This is a genomic window from Pseudomonas sp. LBUM1653 (genome assembly GCF_059716115.1).
The window spans coordinates 6,326,539-6,342,440 of record NZ_CP166803.1 but is presented as its reverse complement, the minus strand read 5'-3'; the positions used below and the strand labels follow the sequence as shown (position 1 = coordinate 6,342,440).

Genomic DNA, 15,902 nt, shown 5'->3' with positions numbered 1-15,902 from the left:
CCCCGTCTTATTGTTGTTCTAGTTGTAGTTTGCCTATGGAGCAAAGAGCAAAGCAACACTTTGTGTAACCCACTACACAAACTTCGTTTGGTGGGCCAGCGTTTCGCTGGACTTTAAGGCTCTTTTTAGAGAAGAGGCACCTATTTGAGAAGCAATTAAATAGGTGCGGAGTGCATGGTTGCGAGGGTGTGCTGAAGAAGTTGCGCCGATTGACTACGATCCGTGGGCGACATAAGTTCGCAAGTCTGTAACGGAAATTGTTGAAGCCATCACCAATTGATAATGCCTCTCTTCAACTACTTTTATTTCATCATCTTGGACGATTAGTTCGAACATGGCGATTCGACCGTTTGTCATGAATTGTACAGAAACGGCCCTGCAGACGAGATCGGGGAATCGCTGTTGACAAAACAGAATATCTTGCTCGGTTTGCACTACTCCATGCTTGTCGTTACCACCTTTTGCCTGAACCGGTACTACAAATTGACGCCCGTGCTTGTCGATCCCAACATATACTTCGTCAATTTCGATTTGGCCAATCTCTTTAAGTTGGGTGCGCAGATGGTTTTGTAATGAGTAGGCCGTAACTCCAAGAAAAATATCGATCAGTCGATTGTAACGGACTTTTGCGAGTAGCGCCTGTTCATCGCTCAATGAGTACGCTTCAATTATCTCTGGTGTGGAGTCTGGAACTTTAACTGTTAAAAGTTCTTCCCTGGGTACTATTCGATTAAGCTTTACCTGCTTGAATGTATAAAGGGCTGTGCCAGACCCTTTGATGATCCATTCCATTCCAGCTTTGGCCGTTTTTTTGATCGAGTCAGGTAGTTCCTTTCGATAGCGAAAAGAGTAAGGGATATCACCAATGTTTTTGGGGAGATTGATCCCTAGTTTTTTTGCAATCGGCGCAAACTCTGTGCGTGAAAACTCGAACTGTGTGTTTCCTTTCTTGTAATTATTGAAAAATACGTTCTCAATAATTTGTTCGTAGCTTCCAATTGTTCGCGCTTTCTTTGGTTCAGGCATTGTTCTCTTCCATAAGTAAATCCGTGGAGATCTTTCGAGTGCGCTGGGCAATAGTGTCGCGAGGTACGTCAAAGTAACGTGCCGCATTCCCCATATCGAGGCCGAGCAACGAAGGTGAGCCCTGGGCTAGGATTTTCTTGGGCTTTGTAGGCTCTATCCCCAGCGCATTGACTATAGATGATGCAATGGCGCGGCCTAACAGCGGGGGAACGCTATTGCCGATTTGGCGAAAGCCATGCCACTTAGTGGTATGAAAGCGGAACCAGTCTGGGAACGAGTGCAGGCGGGCGGCTTCCCGCACAGTGATTACTCTTGGCTGGTGAGGGTGTATTGGTCGAGGAGAGGTAAATGCTCCTCTAGCGCTATCAGTCCCTGCACGAAGGGTGTTACAGAGGCCTTCTGGTGGCAGCTTGCGAAAGCGGCTAATTGGTTCGGTCTTACCGTGCGCGGTAGCCATGAAGCGCTCTTGGGACAAGGCCGTATGCTCGGTGCGTAGGCTGGAAGTGAGCATGTCCCGGTTGAAGTCACGCTTGTAGCTGAAGTCACCGGGATCTTTCTGTAAGTCTCGAAGTCGTTGTGCATAAGGTGAATTGGTTGTCCATCTAGCGCTAACGGTGTCGCCGGATACCAGTTCGTCGAACGAATTCGCGTCTGGCAAATCACCGATGGCCTCCTCGACGGTTACCCGATGTGTCAAAGGGGATGGGTAGTAAGGAATGTTGAGCCCACGGCGTGTTCCAACCAAAAAGAGTCGCTTGCGATCCTGCGGTACACCGTAATCAGCAGCATTAAGCACTTGATAAGGTAGCAGTACGTCATAGCCAGCATCGCCAAGAGCGGCAATCAACTCGTTCAAAAAATCAGCATGCTTGCCAAGCGTAAGGCCCTTGACGTTCTCGAAGACACAGTATTTTGGCTGAAGCTCTTCCACGATTCTGACGTAGTGAAATACGAGTTGGTTTCTGGGGTCGTCCAGTGCGCGTTTTCCGATCATCGAGAAACCTTGGCATGGCGCACCGCCGAACACGACATCGATTTCTTTGTCGCCAATTCCTGCTAGGCGCCTAATCTCGCTGCCGGTCACATCAGTAACGCTGGCACAGATGGTCTTGCAATTCGGAAAATTGTATTCGTGAGTTGCACAATGGATAGGGTCAATCTCTACCGCTGCGGCTACGTCGAACCCAGCTTGCTCGAAACCGAGGGACAACCCACCGGCGCCCGCAAACAGATCGATGCCGATAGGTCGTGGGTTAGTCCTGTTCGATGAATTCATTTAGCCTACCATCAATATTTCGATAAATTTCAATCTGCATTTAGGGGCGCATGATACCTGCAATACCCAGAGTCGTCCTCCGGCGGTGGCGCTGAAAGGGGTGGGCGGTGCCATTCTCAATCAGGTTGAACCGAGCACAATCTAGGAGGGAGGCGGGAAACGTAGTGGTTCAAATGGCATAGGCACGCCTCCTTAAATCCGGGGATATCCCTTGGGTTTCGTCCTTCAGGCTTTCCCTATCATCAAGAGAGCCTTCCGCGTCCCCTTTGCGGACTGGCGGAAGAATCAAACGATCTATGGGGAGGGCGCACGGTATGGGAGTGTGGGTCTAAGTGTGGGTCGACTGGGGCGGGAGAGTATTAGAGCCCGTTTTTACGGGGATATCAGGCATTAAAAAGCCGGCTTGTGGCCGGCTTCTCGGGGACTGGCTTGGTTCATTTTTGGTAAACCGCGCCAGCCTTCAAAACGTACACCCGGATCTTGCGTCCGGCTGTGGGACTCGGCGAGAAAGTCATCTGCCTTGTCGGTGCGATCAGGGCCGCTTGGCGGGTTGATGCGCAAATGTGGGGCGCAGCATACTGATTTTTTTGCAGAATTCCCAGCTTGGTGTGTGAGTTGGGGTGCCTGGGTTGCTCGGGTAACGGGATCGGATCGGCGTTTTTTGGTGAATTGACTGGCGCATTCGCGGGCAAGCCTCGCTCCTACGGGAGTAAGTTTTTGCCCGCGATGAAAGCGCCACGTTGTCACAGAAACGGTAGCGGTGGCCGTCGTTTGTTCAGTGTCGACCACCAGAACACCCAGCCCAGTACCCTGATGTTCTGTTCTTCGATTTGCGCGGGCCTGAAGATTTCGTCCGGGTAATCCGCGCGGTTATGGCTGCGCAAGCGCAGGGAGTTGCCCGGCATTCGGTGCAGGTATTTGATGCGCAGCATGCCGTCATGTTCGATCGCGTAGATCTCGCCATCGATAATCTGGGTCAGCCCGCGATCGATCGCGAGGGTGGAGCCGTCATCGATTTTCTCGGCCATGCTGTTGCCGATCATGGCGGCACCGATGGCGTCGGCGTGATTGATTTCCAGGGAATCGAGGTGGTTGCGGGGCAGGCGCAAGCATTGTTCACGGTCTTCGATGACGTGGGTTTTGTTGGAGCCGGGGGCCTTGATCACTTCCTTGTAGAAGGGCAAATCGATGTCGGTGGGCTCAACCACCGTGTAGACACCACGGATCGCCTGGGCGTCGAAGGTGTAGCCGGTGTCGTCGACCAGGCGCAGGTGCCTGGCGTCTTTTGAGCCTTCGCCGGTTTTCAGCCAGTCGCTGTTGACCGAGAGTTTCCTGGCGACTTCTTCCATGCAATGGGCGGGGACGCCGCGGGTGTACCAGTTGTGTACATTTTGCGGAGCCGTATCCAGGAATTCGGCAAATCCTGTTGTCGTGATGTTCGCTGCTTCAAGGAGCGCTTTAAACCGTGGGCCGCTAGTGTTCTTTTTCATGAACGGGAGTCTACTGGCGCCGGTCAGGGGTTTGAATAAACGGACCGTTCAAATTTCGAGGGAAATTTACGACTGGATGTGAGACGCGTTGGGTAAAAAATAAACAGGAAAACCCGGAAATACCGCGCGTTAAACGAATTGTTTAAAGCGGCTTTGCAGGCGCCCAAAAAAAACCCCGGATCAACCGGGGTTCTTCTCGAAGCTTACGGCTCAAAGCCGGCAGCTGCTCTTAGCCTTTATAGGCAGCAACCGACTTCATGATCGCATCACGGGCGGCGTCTGCGCCGTCCCAGCCTTCGATCTTCACCCATTTGCCTTTTTCGAGATCTTTGTAGTTCGCGAAGAAGTGCTCGATCTGCTGGATCAGCAGCGCTGGCAGGTCGGTGTATTCCTTCACGTCGACGTACAGCTGGGACAGCTTGTCGTGTGGAACCGCGATCACTTTGGCATCGCCGCCGCCATCGTCGGTCATGTTCAGGATGCCGACCGGACGAGCGCGGATCACCGAACCTGGAGCTACCGGATAAGGGGTTACGACCAGCACGTCGAGGGGGTCACCGTCGTCTGCCAGGGTGTTCGGGATGTAACCGTAGTTGGCCGGGTAGAACATTGGGGTGGCCATGAAACGGTCAACGAACAGGCAATCGCTGTCTTTGTCGATTTCGTATTTGATCGGCGCGTGGTTGGCCGGAATCTCGATCGCGACGTAGATGTCGTTCGGCAGGTCTTTGCCAGCCGGAATCTTGCTGTAGCTCATTGGGCGTTGCCCCCGTTAGTTGACCAGAAACACTTGGCCGGATTGACCAAAAAGTGGCGGCGATTATAGGCATATTCCTACGTCGACGCCACGTACCAGAGGTCGTGTAGACCTTAGTCGTGTGCCTGATAGACCGGGTTCTCGGCCAGAAGTTGCCGCAGCCTCGCCAGCGGGTCCTGACGATAGAACAGCTTCAGTTGCTCATAGACCTGTGGATAAGCCTCGTGCAGCAAATCCGGGGCACTGAAGAAGTATTCGCTGGTGACGGCGAAGAACTCGGCAGGATTTTCTGCTGCATACGGATCAATGGCGGTCTCGGCGTCCGGATTGCGGTCCAGTTGGCGGTCGAGGTCGTCGTAGGCTTCTTGCATGACCCTGGCCCAGTCGCTGACCCGCATGTCCGCGTGCAACGGTGGCAAGCCGTTGGCGTCGCCGTTGAGCATGTCGAGCTTGTGCGCCAGTTCGTGGATCACCAGGTTGTAGCCTTCCCAGCTGCCGCTGGCCATGACGCCGGGCCAAGCGAGGATGATCGGCCCTTGCTGCCAGGCTTCGCCGCTGTGCTCGCCGTCCCATTCGTGCTCGACGCCACTGGCGTCACGATGGCGCTGGGGGCTTATGAAGTCGTCGGGGTAGAGAACGATTTCGTGAAAACCCTGATACCAGTTCAGGTCACCCAGATGCAGCAACGGCAATTGCGCCTGGGCGGCCAGCAGCAGGCGTTGTTCCTGATGCAGCTCGACACCGGGCAGGGCGGACAGGTGTTTGTCTTGCAGAAACAGTACGCAGGCTTCGCGCAGCCATTGGTCTTCGGCGGCGCTGATGCCATCCAGAAAGCTCAGGTGATGGCGCACCTGCTGCCACATTTCGTCGGCTATCGGGTGCCTGGCCAGGATGCGCCGACGTCGCCAGGCGCCAAGGGACCACATCGTTCAGCGCGATGCGGTTTTGGAGTTCGAACCGCCAAAACGGCTGCGCACAATGCCAATGATCATCGGCACCAGCGACAGCAGGATGATGCCGACCACCAACAGCGACAGGTTCGACTTGATGAACGGTACGTTGCCGAAGAAGTAACCCAGGGTGACCAGGCCACCAACCCAGAGAATCGTGCCCAGCACGCTGAAGGCGAAGAAACGCGGGTAAGGCATTTTCGCGACGCCGGCGACGAAGGGGGCAAAAGTGCGGATGATCGGCAGGAAACGCGCCAAGGTCACGGTTTTGCCGCCGTGTTTGTCATAGAAGTCGTGGGTTTGCTGCAGGTAGTCGCGCCGGAAGATCTTCGAGTTCGGGTTGCTGAACAACCGCTCGCCGGCCGTTCGTCCGATGATGTAGTTGGTGCTGTCACCTAGGATCGCCGCGAGCATCAGCAAACCGCCCAGCAACACCGGGTCCATGCCGCCACCGGCCGCGACGGCGCCAGCGATGAACAGCAGGGAATCGCCCGGCAGGAAGGGCATGACCACCAGGCCGGTTTCACAGAAGATCACCAGAAACAGAATGGCGTAAATCCATGGCCCGTAGTTGGTGACCAGCAAATCGAGGTAGACATCGAGATGCAGGACGAGATCGAGCGGGTTGAAATCCATGGACGGCACCTGTGGTAACGGCCCGATTCGGCAGGCCTGTGCGGATGACTTCGCGTAAGACTACAGACAGGAGGTAGTTTTTCTTACAAGCCGGAAAGAAGGGAATTATACGGGCTGGGAGGTGAAAAGCGTGTGGGGTTTGTAGCAGGGAATTTCGGAGTGTATTGAGCACAAGATCGCAGCCCTCGGCCGAAAGCTGCGATCTTTTTTGACCTTACAACTCGTCGCTGATCGGCAACACGTAGTTTTTGAACTCGGTGTCTTCCTTGAATCCGATGGATTCGTAGGTTTTCTGCGCCACTTCGTTGTTGCTGCTGGTGGACACACGCATGCGCACAGCGTTGGTTTCCTTGGCCATTTTCTTCGCGGTGCGGATCAGGTTGTCGGCCACCAGTTGGCGGCGGGCGTCTTCGGCGACGTAGATGTCGTTGAGGATCCACACGCGTTTAAGCGAAAGCGAAGAAAAGCTGGGGTAGAGCTGACAGAAACCCATCAGTTTGTTGTTGCCGTCCTCGGACAGGGCCAGGTAGATCACCGATTCCTTGCGACGCAGACGTTTCTCTAGGAACGCCCGGGACGAGTCCGGATACGCCAGGGAGCCATAAAACTCGCGATATTTGACGAACAACGGGGTCAGCAGGTCCAGGTGTTCGAGGGTCGCTTGAATAATCCGCATGGTAGGTCTCGTCTTCAAGTGGCTGTCTTTACGTGCTTTGGCGGCAAAGGGTACTCACTGGCAGCCGTGCGTCGATCCTGCCTGAAAAGGCTCAGAAAGCGCAATGCGGAAGCGGTTCAGGATTGCGGTGAATCAAGTAGGAAATTTCCTTTAATGTCCGTTCCGGCGTCTGACTCCAGTGTTTGCACCTGCGCTTCGTCCTTCAGGTTGACGCCGGATAACTGTCGCCGGCATGCCTCGCGCATCAAATACAGCAAACGGTGTGCCGCCATGCCGTAAGTCAGGCCTTCGAGGCGCACGTTCGAGATGCAGTTGCGATAGGCATCGGTCAGGCCGACCTTTGGATTGTAGGTGAAATATAATCCCAGGCTGTCTGGAGAGCTCAGGCCAGGGCGTTCGCCGATCAGGATCACGGTCATTTTTGCGCCCAACAGTTCGCCGATCTCGTCGGCTACCGCGACCCGGCCCTGTTCCACCAGTACCACGGGCGCCATGGCCCATCCGTCGGTTGAACTCTGCTCTGCAAAGCGCGTCAGGAACGGCAGTGTATGGCGATGGACAGCCAATGCCGACAAACCATCGGCGACCACGATGGCCAGATCGACCCCGGCAGGATGGGCCGCGGCGTATTCGCGCAGTTTTTTTGCCGACTCCACGCTCAATTTGCGCCCCAGATCGGGGCGCTGCAGGTAGCTGTTGCGATCAGGCGCGGCGCTATGCAGCAACAGGCTGTCACGGCCGCATTCGGCCAGTTGCTCGCTGAGGGAGGCATGATCAAACGGCAAGTGCACCGCGTCTCGCGCCTGGGCGTGGGCAAACTGAAAGTCCAGCTGGGCACGGGTGGGCAGGCTGGTGCCGGTGCGGCCCAGGGCAATTCGTGCGGGGGTCAGGCGTCGCAGCTCCAGCCATGGGTTGTGCGGATCAAAGGGTGGTTTTTCCATATCGACACTCATCCCAATTGCGCCAAGGCCTGGCGGAAGGCCGGCGGCAGGCTGTTACCGAAGAGGACCTTGCCGTCCGGCTGAGTGAAGATGCCCATTTTCGCCAGCCATTGCTCGAACTCCGGCGCAGGCTTGAGCCCCAACGTCTGCCGGGCGTAAAGCGCATCGTGGAACGACGTGGTCTGGTAGTTGAGCATGATGTCGTCGGAACCGGGGATACCCATGATGAAGTTGATTCCGGCGACCCCGAGCAGGGTCAACAGGGTGTCCATGTCATCCTGGTCGGCCTCGGCATGGTTGGTGTAACAGATATCGCAGCCCATCGGCACGCCCAGCAGCTTGCCGCAGAAGTGGTCTTCGAGGCCGGCACGGATGATCTGTTTGCCGTTGTAGAGGTATTCGGGGCCGATGAATCCTACAACAGTGTTCACCAGGAACGGATTGAAATGGCGGGCCACGGCGTAGGCCCTGGTTTCGCAGGTCTGTTGGTCGACGCCGTGGTGGGCATTGGCCGACAGGGCGCTGCCCTGACCGGTTTCGAAATACATCAGGTTCTTGCCGAGTGTGCCGCGATTGAGGCTCAACCCGGCGTCGTAACCTTCCTTGAGCACATTCAGATTGATCCCGAAGCTGGCGTTTGCCGCTTCGGTGCCTGCAATCGACTGGAACACCAGGTCCAGTGGTACGCCGCGATTGACCGCTTCGATTGACGTGGTGACATGGGTCAACACACAGGCCTGGGTCGGGATTTCGTAGCGCTGGATGATCGCATCGAGCATGTCCAGCATGGCGCAGATCGAGGCGATGCTGTCGGTGGCCGGGTTGATGCCGATCATGGCATCACCGTTACCGTGCAGCAGGCCGTCGAGAATACTCGCAGCGATGCCGGCTGGCTCGTCAGTCGGGTGGTTGGGTTGCAGGCGGGTGGACAGGCGGCCGCGCAGGCCGAGGGTGCCGCGAAACTGCGTGACGACGCGAATCTTCTGCGCCACCAGCACCAGGTCCTGAACGCGCATGATCTTCGAGACCGCAGCCGCCATTTCCGGGGTCAGGCCGGGGGCGAGGGCGCGCAGCACCTGTTCGTCGGCGGCGTCGCTGAGCAGCCAGTCGCGAAAACCGCCGACGGTGAGGTGGCTGACCACCGCGAAAGCCTGTTTGTCGTGGGTGTCGATGATCAGGCGGGTGACTTCATCGGCCTCGTAGGGAATCAGTACTTCCTGCAGGAAGTGGCTCAGCGGGATGTCGGCCAACATCATCTGCGCAGCGACACGCTCGCCGTCATTGAGGGCGGCGACGCCGGCCAGATAGTCCCCGGAGCGTGCCGGGGTGGCCTTGGCCATCACTTCCTTGAGGTTCTCGAAGCGGTAGGTCTGGGCGCCGACGGAATGGGCATATACGGCCATGGGCGGTGTCCTCCTGATTGAATGTTGAACCCTGGGGCGGGTTTTTCGACCCCAAATAGGGCAGGCGCCAGGTTTGAAGCCCGGCGCCAGTGCAACTCAAGCTCCTTCGAGCATAGCGTCCGCCGGTGCTTCGGAGCGTTGCCGCGCGGTCAGTTGGAAATACAGGTAGCCGGCGGCCATGAAGCCGAGGAAGACCAGGCCGATCAAGGTGTTGAACCACGCCATCGCGACCAGGCACACCACCGCCAGAAACAGCGCAATCCCCGGTACGATCGGATAGCCCGGTGCGCGGAAGGTGCGCTCGAGGTTCGGCTCGGTTTTACGCAGTTTGAACAGGCTCAGCATACTGATGATGTACATCACGATGGCACCAAATACCGACATGGTGATCATTGCCGCCGTCAGCGACATGCCTTGCAGGTTGACCAGGCCATCGCTGTAGATGGCCGCAATGCCGATCACACCACCGGCCAGGATTGCTCGATGTGGCGTCTGGAAGCGCGAAAGCTTGGCCAGGCTGCGCGGCAGGTAACCGGCGCGGGCCAGGGCGAAGAACTGCCGCGAGTAGCCAAGAATGATCCCGTGGAAACTCGCCACCAGGCCGAACAGGCCGATCCAGACCAGCATGTGCATCCAGGTGGAATTGTTGCCGACCACCGCTTTCATGGCCTGAGGCAGTGGGTCGTTGATGTTTGCCAATTGACGCCAGTCGCCGACGCCACCGGCCATCACCATTGTGCCGATGGCCAGGAACACCAGGGTCAGGATGCCGCTGACGTATGCCCTGGGAATCGTGCGTTTCGGGTCTTTGGCTTCCTCGGCGGCCATGGCCGCGCCTTCGATGGCGAGAAAGAACCAGATGGCGAAGGGAATGGCCGCGAAAATGCCGGGAATCGAGCCCATCGTGAATTCGTTGGCGCCTGACCAGCCATTGAGTACGAAGTTACTGAAGCTGAAGCCTGGAGCGACCACGCCCATGAATACCAGCAATTCGGCAACGGCCAGCACGGTCACCACCAGTTCGAAGGTAGCGGCGATGCTGACGCCGAGAATATTGAGGGTCATGAACACGAAGTAGGCGCCAACCGCGGCGATTTTCGGGTCCAGTTCCGGGTATTGCACATTGAGATAGGCGCCGATGGCCATGGCGATGGCCGGGGGCGCGAAAACAAACTCGATCAGGGTGGCGATGCCGGCGATCAACCCGCCTTTTTCACCGAAGGCCCGCCGACTATAGGCAAACGGCCCGCCGGCATGGGGAATGGCCGTGGTCAATTCGGTGAAACTGAAGATGAAGCAGGTGTACATCGTTGCCACCATCAGGGCGGTGACGAGGAACCCCAGGGTCCCGGCCGTGCCCCAGCCGTAGCTCCAGCCGAAGTACTCGCCGGAGATCACCAGGCCAACGGCAATGCCCCATAGATGCAGGGTGCCGAGTGTAGGTTTGAGCTGTGTTGAAGAAGTCATAAGTCCTCGCTGTCTTTTTATTTTTTGATCTGTTGGACTTTCGGGAGCTGCATTTGCGTGTACTGCGGGCACGCAAAGCCCGTGCCAGAGCGGCCAGGGTAGTTATGCGGTGTCATTAAGGACGCCTTCGCGAGCAGGCTCGCTCCCACAGTGAGCGGGGGCGGCCCCACAAAACCCCTGTGGGAGCGAGCCTGCTCGCGAAGGCGGTGGGAAGGGCAGCACGGAAATCCCGTGCCGCCCCAGTTTTTTAGAAGAAGCCCAACGGATTGATGTCGTAGCTCACCAGCAGGTTTTTAGTCTGCTGATAGTGGTCGAGCATCATCTTGTGGGTTTCACGACCGACACCGGACTTCTTGTATCCGCCGAACGCGGCGTGCGCCGGGTACAGGTGGTAGCAGTTGGTCCAGACACGACCGGCCTTGATCGCGCGGCCCATGCGGTAGGCGCGGTTGATGTCGCGGGTCCAGAGGCCGGCGCCGAGGCCGAACTCGGTGTCGTTGGCGATGGCCAGGGCTTCGGCTTCGTCCTTGAAGGTGGTGATGCTCACCACCGGGCCAAAGATTTCTTCCTGGAACACGCGCATTTTGTTGGTGCCCTTGAGCAGGGTCGGCTGGATGTAATAACCCGTCGCCAGGCTGCCCTCGAGTTTTTCTATCTTGCCGCCGGTCAGCAGCTCGGCGCCTTCGCCCTTGGCGATTTCCAGGTACGAAAGGATTTTGTCGAATTGCTGCTCGGACGCCTGGGCGCCGACCATGGTGTCGGTGTCCAGCGGGTCGCCACGCTTGATTTGCAGGACCTTCTTCATCACCACTTGCATGAATTCGTCGTAGATCGACTCTTGCACAAGGGCGCGGGAAGGGCAGGTGCAGACTTCGCCCTGGTTGAAGAACGCCAGCACCAGGCCTTCAGCGGCTTTTTCGATGAAGGACGGTTCGGCCTGCATGATGTCTTCGAAGAAGATGTTCGGCGACTTGCCACCCAGCTCCACGGTGGACGGAATGATGTTCTCGGCCGCGCATTTCATGATGTGCGAACCGACCGGGGTCGAGCCGGTGAAGGCGATTTTGGCGATGCGCTTGCTGGTGGCCAGGGCTTCGCCGGCTTCTTTGCCGTAGCCTTGCACGATGTTCAGCACACCGGGCGGCAGCAGGTCGCCGATCAGTTCGACCAGCACGGTGATGCCCAGCGGGGTTTGCTCGGCAGGCTTGAGCACCACGCAGTTACCGGCGGCCAGGGCCGGGGCGAGTTTCCACGCGGCCATCAGGATCGGGAAGTTCCACGGGATGATCTGCCCGACCACGCCCAGGGGTTCATGGATGTGATAGGCCACGGTGTTGCCGTCGATTTCGGCAGCGCTGCCTTCCTGGGCGCGGATACAGCCGGCGAAGTAGCGGAAGTGGTCGGCCGCCAGCGGGATGTCGGCGTTGAGGGTTTCACGCACGGCTTTGCCGTTGTCCCAGGATTCGGTGATTGCCAGCAGTTCCAGGTTCTGTTCGATGCGGTCGGCGATTTTCAGCAGGACCAGCGAGCGCGCCTGGGCGGACGTGGCGCCCCAGGCATCGGCGGCCGCGTGGGCAGCGTCCAGGGCTTTGTCGATGTCTTCAGCCGTGGAGCGCGGGAATTCGGCAATCGGTTGGCCATTTACTGGCGAGGTATTGGTGAAGTACTGACCTTTGACAGGCGCGACGAACTCGCCGCCGATGTAATTTCCATATTTGCTCTTGAACGAAACGATTGCGCCTTCAGTACCGGGGTGAGCGTAACGCATGATGGTTTCTCCTTGGGTTCTTGTGCTTATAAGGAAGACGCGCGTGTGCGCTTGCTTTAAGCGTAGAGCAAAGGTCGGGCCACTGCCTTGCAAGTCAGGTAAATCAAGGCCTTGCGCGGTTTTTGTCGGACGGGCGGGTGGCCTCTGTGACGCTTTCGGTACAGTCCCCGTGACACTTTGTACCGGTTCTGGCACAGGCTGTGACTGACTGGTCTTGCCAGCATTGCAATGCAGCCCAGGCTGGAGGATGCTCGGCATCACCGCATGCATCGGTCGCCGAGCCCTGGGGAGAATAATAAGAAATGCACGACAATCATTTGAGTCGCCATGCCCAGCAGGTATTGACCGTAACCCAGGGCAAAGCCCACCTGCACGGCCCGGGCAGCGACCCATCCATCGCCCGCTCCTGGCTGCGCTGTCTGGAGGACTATCACCTCGACCCGGCCCTGAACATGGCGCCGACGGTGCTGGAGCATGGTCGCGTCCTGGAAAGCCGCGAACGCTTGCAGCAGGTGCTGCACATCGCCGGCAATGAAATGACCAGTCTTCATCAGCAGCTCTCCGGTGCCGGCCACGCCGTACTTTTGACCGATGCTCGCGGCGTGATCCTCAATTGCGTGACGGCACCGGCCGAACGCAAGATTTTCGAGCGTGCTGGCCTCTGGCTGGGTGCCGACTGGAGTGAGGCCTGTGAAGGCACCAACGGCATCGGCACCTGCCTGGTGGAGCGCCAGTCGCTGACCATTCATCAGGACGAACATTTCCGTGGCCGACACACTGGCCTGACCTGCTCGGCCAGCCCGGTATTCGATCCGCACGGCGAGCTGCTGGCGGTACTCGACGTGTCCTCTGCCCGGCACGAGGTATCGCGCCAAAGTCAGTTTCATACCATGGCCTTGGTCAATCTGTCGGCGAAGATGATCGAGAGCTGCTATTTCCTGCGTTGTTTCGATAATCAATGGCTGCTGCGTTTTCATCTGCAGGCCGAGTCCGTCGGTTTGTTCAGCGAAGGGCTGCTGGCGTTCGACGGCGAAGGGCGGATCTGCGCGGTCAATCAGAGTGCATTGAATCTGCTCGGGCATATCCGTGGCGGCTTGCTGGGCAAACCGGTGGAGGCGTTTTTCGACTGCTCGCTGGACGAACTGCTTGGCCGCGCGAGCGTCAATGCCAGCGCCAGCTGGCCACTGCGTACCCGGGACGGACGCAACCTGTTCGCCGTGTTACGCGGGCAATCGCGAAAAGTATCTGTGCCGCTGGTGCCAGGCCCGCTGGTTGAAGAGCGTCCGCGCTTGTTGGGCATCTGCCTGGGCGATCCGACGTTGCAGGCGGATTTCCGCAAGGCCCTGCGTGTGTACGAGCGGGACGTGCCATTGCTGATCAACGGCGAAACCGGTTCGGGCAAAGAAGCCTTCGCCAAGGCGGTGCACCATGCCAGCCAGCGCGCGGAAAAAGCCTTCGTCGCCCTCAATTGTGCGGCTATCCCCGAAAGCCTGATCGAGAGTGAGCTGTTCGGCTATCGCGGCGGCAGCTTCACCGGCGCGCGCAAGGAGGGCATGCGCGGCAAGCTGCAGCAGGCCGATGGCGGGACCTTGTTCCTCGACGAAATCGGCGACATGCCCCTGGCATTGCAGACCCGTTTGCTGCGCGTGCTGGAAGATCGGCAAGTGGTGCCAATCGGTGGCGAGCCGGAGTCTGTCAACGTGCGGATCATCAGTGCCACGCACCGCAATCTGCTGGGGCGGGTACAGGACGGCAGTTTCCGCGAGGACCTGTATTACCGGCTCAATGGCTTGGAAGTCGCGTTGCCGGCGTTGCGCGAGCGCGGTGATAAATCGCAGTTGCTCGACTTCTTGCTGGCCGAAGAGGCGCGCGGGGAAACCGTGCTGATCGACGGGCCGGCGCGAGAGGCGTTGTTGGGATTTGCCTGGCCGGGCAACGTGCGGCAGATGCGCAATGTGTTGCGTACGTTGGCGGCGTTGTGTGACGGCGGGCGGATCGGACTGGAGGATCTGCCGGCGATGATTCGCCAGGCGCGGCCGGTCGTCATGCCGAAAATTGAAGAGCCTTGCGAACATCCACTGGAAGATGCCGAGCGCCTGGCGCTGTTGAATGCGCTGGAGCACACGCGGTGGCATATGACGAATACGGCTGAACAGCTTGGCGTCAGCCGCAACACCCTCTACAGGAAGTTGCGCAAGCACGGGATTTCCCGTCAGGGAATATGTGTTTGAGTAAAACTAAACGACGGAGGCTCAGCGAAAAAATGTATCCGGGAAGTCGTCGAACAGACCGTCATCCAGTTCCATGGCCTTCTCATATTGCCGTATTTCCTTGAGCCATGATTTCAGGGTTTTAGGATCCTCGAGCTCCTCACGCAGAGCGCTAAGCTCTTGGATGTCAACGTTCAGTATGTCGAGTTGGTGTTGATAGATGTCAGGCAGGTTCTGAACGGATAACTCATCGAACGGCTCGAGATTGAATTGCTGCCTGAAAGACATCTCCAGGTTGAGCACTTCCAGTTCCAACTCATGCAGTTGCTCGGTCAGGACCTGGTTGTAGTGCTTGAGTCGATCAGCGGAAAGTGTTTCAAGAGTGGCCGCATCAATGTGCTCGATTTCCAACTGCAGTTGCAGCAGGTCAAGCAAGTTCCGTTCGCTATAAGCTCGGTTGACGCGCTGCATCAGCGATGTCTTTCGTTTGCGCTCGTCCGGATCGGTTTCCCGGTCGGGGTGCAGGGCACTGGCCAGTTTGCGGTAAACCTCACGCAAAGATTGGCTCACTTGAGCGGCATCCGCTTCCAGGCGTTGCTGGCGTACGTTTTTTTTACCCGGTTTTTGCTGCTGTGCGGTTTGTTCGGCTTGCTGCTGTTCGAGGATTTTCTGCGCAATGTCTTCAGGGGACTGCATGTCGACATCGTCCAACTCAACACCGAATATGTCTTTCAGGCCGAGTTTGAGCAACTCGTCTCCTTCACGCTCATCTGCGTCGAAGTCACCACCGCTATGCTTGTTGTACAGCGCTTTCAAAGCGGCTTCCTGCTCCTCGTTACAGCCGCTATCGATCAACGAGTAAGCTTGGTCCAGGATCTCCTGAATCAGGGTCTGGCGATCGATTTTCGAAAGCCTGATCCGTTCGCTGAGATGGTCCAGGACATGCACAAGCTCAACATTGCCTTGATGATATTGGTCAAGTCGGGGGGCGAACTCGAGATGCCAACGTTCGATATACAGGGGAGTAGCGTTTTGCCATTCCTGAAGCACCAGGCGTTGTTTTTCGATCTTCTTGATGAGACCGTTGAATTTTCGCTGTCCGGCGGACAGTTTTTTCGTGCCTGAGGCAGCTGCGATGTTGATCTGAGAAGTGTTGTTTTTCACGAACTGCTCCAACTGAACGTTCAAGGAATGAGCGCCATTATCAAGGCAAATCCAGCCTGCAACAGCGCATTCTGATGCCAGGTGATTCCGGATGTTGCAATAGCGTATGGGAAAGCAGCATAGGTCAGCTCAAACACA

General features: G+C 57.5%; 13 protein-coding genes. 1 reads left to right on the top strand and 12 read right to left on the bottom strand.

The window, feature by feature from the left end; translation table 11 throughout:
- Nucleotides 1-213: 213 nt before the first annotated feature.
- The 11 genes from ACA054_RS28650 to exaC form a co-directional block, all read right to left on the bottom strand.
- Nucleotides 214-1,026 (bottom strand): endonuclease, encoded by an 813-nt coding sequence (locus tag ACA054_RS28650; protein ID WP_497687184.1) that lies wholly within the window; start codon nucleotides 1,024-1,026, stop codon nucleotides 214-216.
- The gene (locus tag ACA054_RS28645) at nucleotides 1,019-2,302 is read right to left on the bottom strand and encodes a DNA cytosine methyltransferase (RefSeq protein WP_497687183.1); all 1,284 of its coding nucleotides are present in this window, start codon (nucleotides 2,300-2,302) and stop codon (nucleotides 1,019-1,021) included. The genes ACA054_RS28650 and ACA054_RS28645 overlap by 8 nt, the downstream gene beginning before the upstream one ends.
- Nucleotides 2,303-3,045: 743 nt before the next feature.
- Nucleotides 3,046-3,792, bottom strand: a complete 747-nt coding sequence (locus tag ACA054_RS28640; RefSeq protein WP_497687182.1) for a S24 family peptidase — start codon at nucleotides 3,790-3,792, stop codon at nucleotides 3,046-3,048.
- Nucleotides 3,793-4,021: 229 nt separating this feature from the next.
- The gene (gene ppa / locus ACA054_RS28635) at nucleotides 4,022-4,549 is read right to left on the bottom strand and encodes an inorganic diphosphatase (protein WP_497636747.1); all 528 of its coding nucleotides are present in this window, start codon (nucleotides 4,547-4,549) and stop codon (nucleotides 4,022-4,024) included.
- Nucleotides 4,550-4,662: 113 nt separating this feature from the next.
- On the bottom strand, nucleotides 4,663-5,475 hold the full coding sequence (locus ACA054_RS28630; RefSeq protein WP_497687181.1) for a M90 family metallopeptidase: 813 nt from the start codon (nucleotides 5,473-5,475) through the stop codon (nucleotides 4,663-4,665).
- Nucleotides 5,476-5,478: 3 nt separating this feature from the next.
- Nucleotides 5,479-6,135: a DedA family protein gene (locus ACA054_RS28625; protein ID WP_497636745.1), complete on the bottom strand. Its 657-nt coding sequence runs from the start codon at nucleotides 6,133-6,135 to the stop codon at nucleotides 5,479-5,481.
- A 214-nt stretch (nucleotides 6,136-6,349) separates the two neighbouring features.
- The gene (locus ACA054_RS28620) at nucleotides 6,350-6,811 is read right to left on the bottom strand and encodes a GNAT family N-acetyltransferase (protein ID WP_497636744.1); all 462 of its coding nucleotides are present in this window, start codon (nucleotides 6,809-6,811) and stop codon (nucleotides 6,350-6,352) included.
- Nucleotides 6,812-6,927: 116 nt separating this feature from the next.
- On the bottom strand, nucleotides 6,928-7,752 hold the full coding sequence (gene eutC, locus ACA054_RS28615; protein ID WP_497687180.1) for an ethanolamine ammonia-lyase subunit EutC: 825 nt from the start codon (nucleotides 7,750-7,752) through the stop codon (nucleotides 6,928-6,930).
- Between the two features lie 8 nt (nucleotides 7,753-7,760).
- Entirely contained in the window at nucleotides 7,761-9,155 is a 1,395-nt protein-coding gene (locus ACA054_RS28610; protein ID WP_497687179.1) for an ethanolamine ammonia-lyase subunit EutB, read from the bottom strand.
- A 96-nt stretch (nucleotides 9,156-9,251) separates the two neighbouring features.
- Nucleotides 9,252-10,622 (bottom strand): ethanolamine permease, encoded by a 1,371-nt coding sequence (gene eat, locus ACA054_RS28605; protein ID WP_497687178.1) that lies wholly within the window; start codon nucleotides 10,620-10,622, stop codon nucleotides 9,252-9,254.
- A gap of 247 nt (nucleotides 10,623-10,869) precedes the next feature.
- A complete protein-coding gene (gene exaC / locus ACA054_RS28600; RefSeq protein ID WP_497687177.1) occupies nucleotides 10,870-12,390 on the bottom strand; it encodes an acetaldehyde dehydrogenase ExaC in 1,521 nt (506 codons plus the stop codon).
- A gap of 302 nt (nucleotides 12,391-12,692) precedes the next feature.
- Here exaC and ACA054_RS28595 point away from each other — a divergent pair, with 302 nt between their 5' ends.
- On the top strand, nucleotides 12,693-14,621 hold the full coding sequence (locus ACA054_RS28595; protein WP_497687176.1) for a sigma-54-dependent Fis family transcriptional regulator: 1,929 nt from the start codon (nucleotides 12,693-12,695) through the stop codon (nucleotides 14,619-14,621).
- A gap of 21 nt (nucleotides 14,622-14,642) precedes the next feature.
- Here the strand turns inward: ACA054_RS28595 and ACA054_RS28590 are convergent, their stop codons facing one another.
- Nucleotides 14,643-15,764 carry a J domain-containing protein gene (locus tag ACA054_RS28590; RefSeq protein WP_497687175.1) on the bottom strand — a complete coding sequence of 374 codons (1,122 nt, stop codon included), beginning with the start codon at nucleotides 15,762-15,764 and terminating at the stop codon, nucleotides 14,643-14,645.
- Nucleotides 15,765-15,902: the final 138 nt, after the last annotated feature.

What these genes read in the sequence shown, in the direction of transcription:
- ACA054_RS28595 (WP_497687176.1), top strand. Translation starts at nt 12,693, where the DNA reads ATGCACGACAATCATTTGAGTCGCCATGCCCAGCAGGTATTGACCGTA.
- exaC (WP_497687177.1), bottom strand. Translation starts at nt 12,390, where the DNA reads ATGCGTTACGCTCACCCCGGTACTGAAGGCGCAATCGTTTCGTTCAAG.
- ACA054_RS28630 (WP_497687181.1), bottom strand. Translation starts at nt 5,475, where the DNA reads ATGTGGTCCCTTGGCGCCTGGCGACGTCGGCGCATCCTGGCCAGGCAC.
- ACA054_RS28640 (WP_497687182.1), bottom strand. Translation starts at nt 3,792, where the DNA reads ATGAAAAAGAACACTAGCGGCCCACGGTTTAAAGCGCTCCTTGAAGCA.
- ACA054_RS28650 (WP_497687184.1), bottom strand. Translation starts at nt 1,026, where the DNA reads ATGCCTGAACCAAAGAAAGCGCGAACAATTGGAAGCTACGAACAAATT.
- ACA054_RS28610 (WP_497687179.1), bottom strand. Translation starts at nt 9,155, where the DNA reads ATGGCCGTATATGCCCATTCCGTCGGCGCCCAGACCTACCGCTTCGAG.
- eat (WP_497687178.1), bottom strand. Translation starts at nt 10,622, where the DNA reads ATGACTTCTTCAACACAGCTCAAACCTACACTCGGCACCCTGCATCTA.
- eutC (WP_497687180.1), bottom strand. Translation starts at nt 7,752, where the DNA reads ATGGAAAAACCACCCTTTGATCCGCACAACCCATGGCTGGAGCTGCGA.
- ACA054_RS28620 (WP_497636744.1), bottom strand. Translation starts at nt 6,811, where the DNA reads ATGCGGATTATTCAAGCGACCCTCGAACACCTGGACCTGCTGACCCCG.
- ACA054_RS28625 (WP_497636745.1), bottom strand. Translation starts at nt 6,135, where the DNA reads ATGGATTTCAACCCGCTCGATCTCGTCCTGCATCTCGATGTCTACCTC.
- ppa (WP_497636747.1), bottom strand. Translation starts at nt 4,549, where the DNA reads ATGAGCTACAGCAAGATTCCGGCTGGCAAAGACCTGCCGAACGACATC.
- ACA054_RS28645 (WP_497687183.1), bottom strand. Translation starts at nt 2,302, where the DNA reads ATGAATTCATCGAACAGGACTAACCCACGACCTATCGGCATCGATCTG.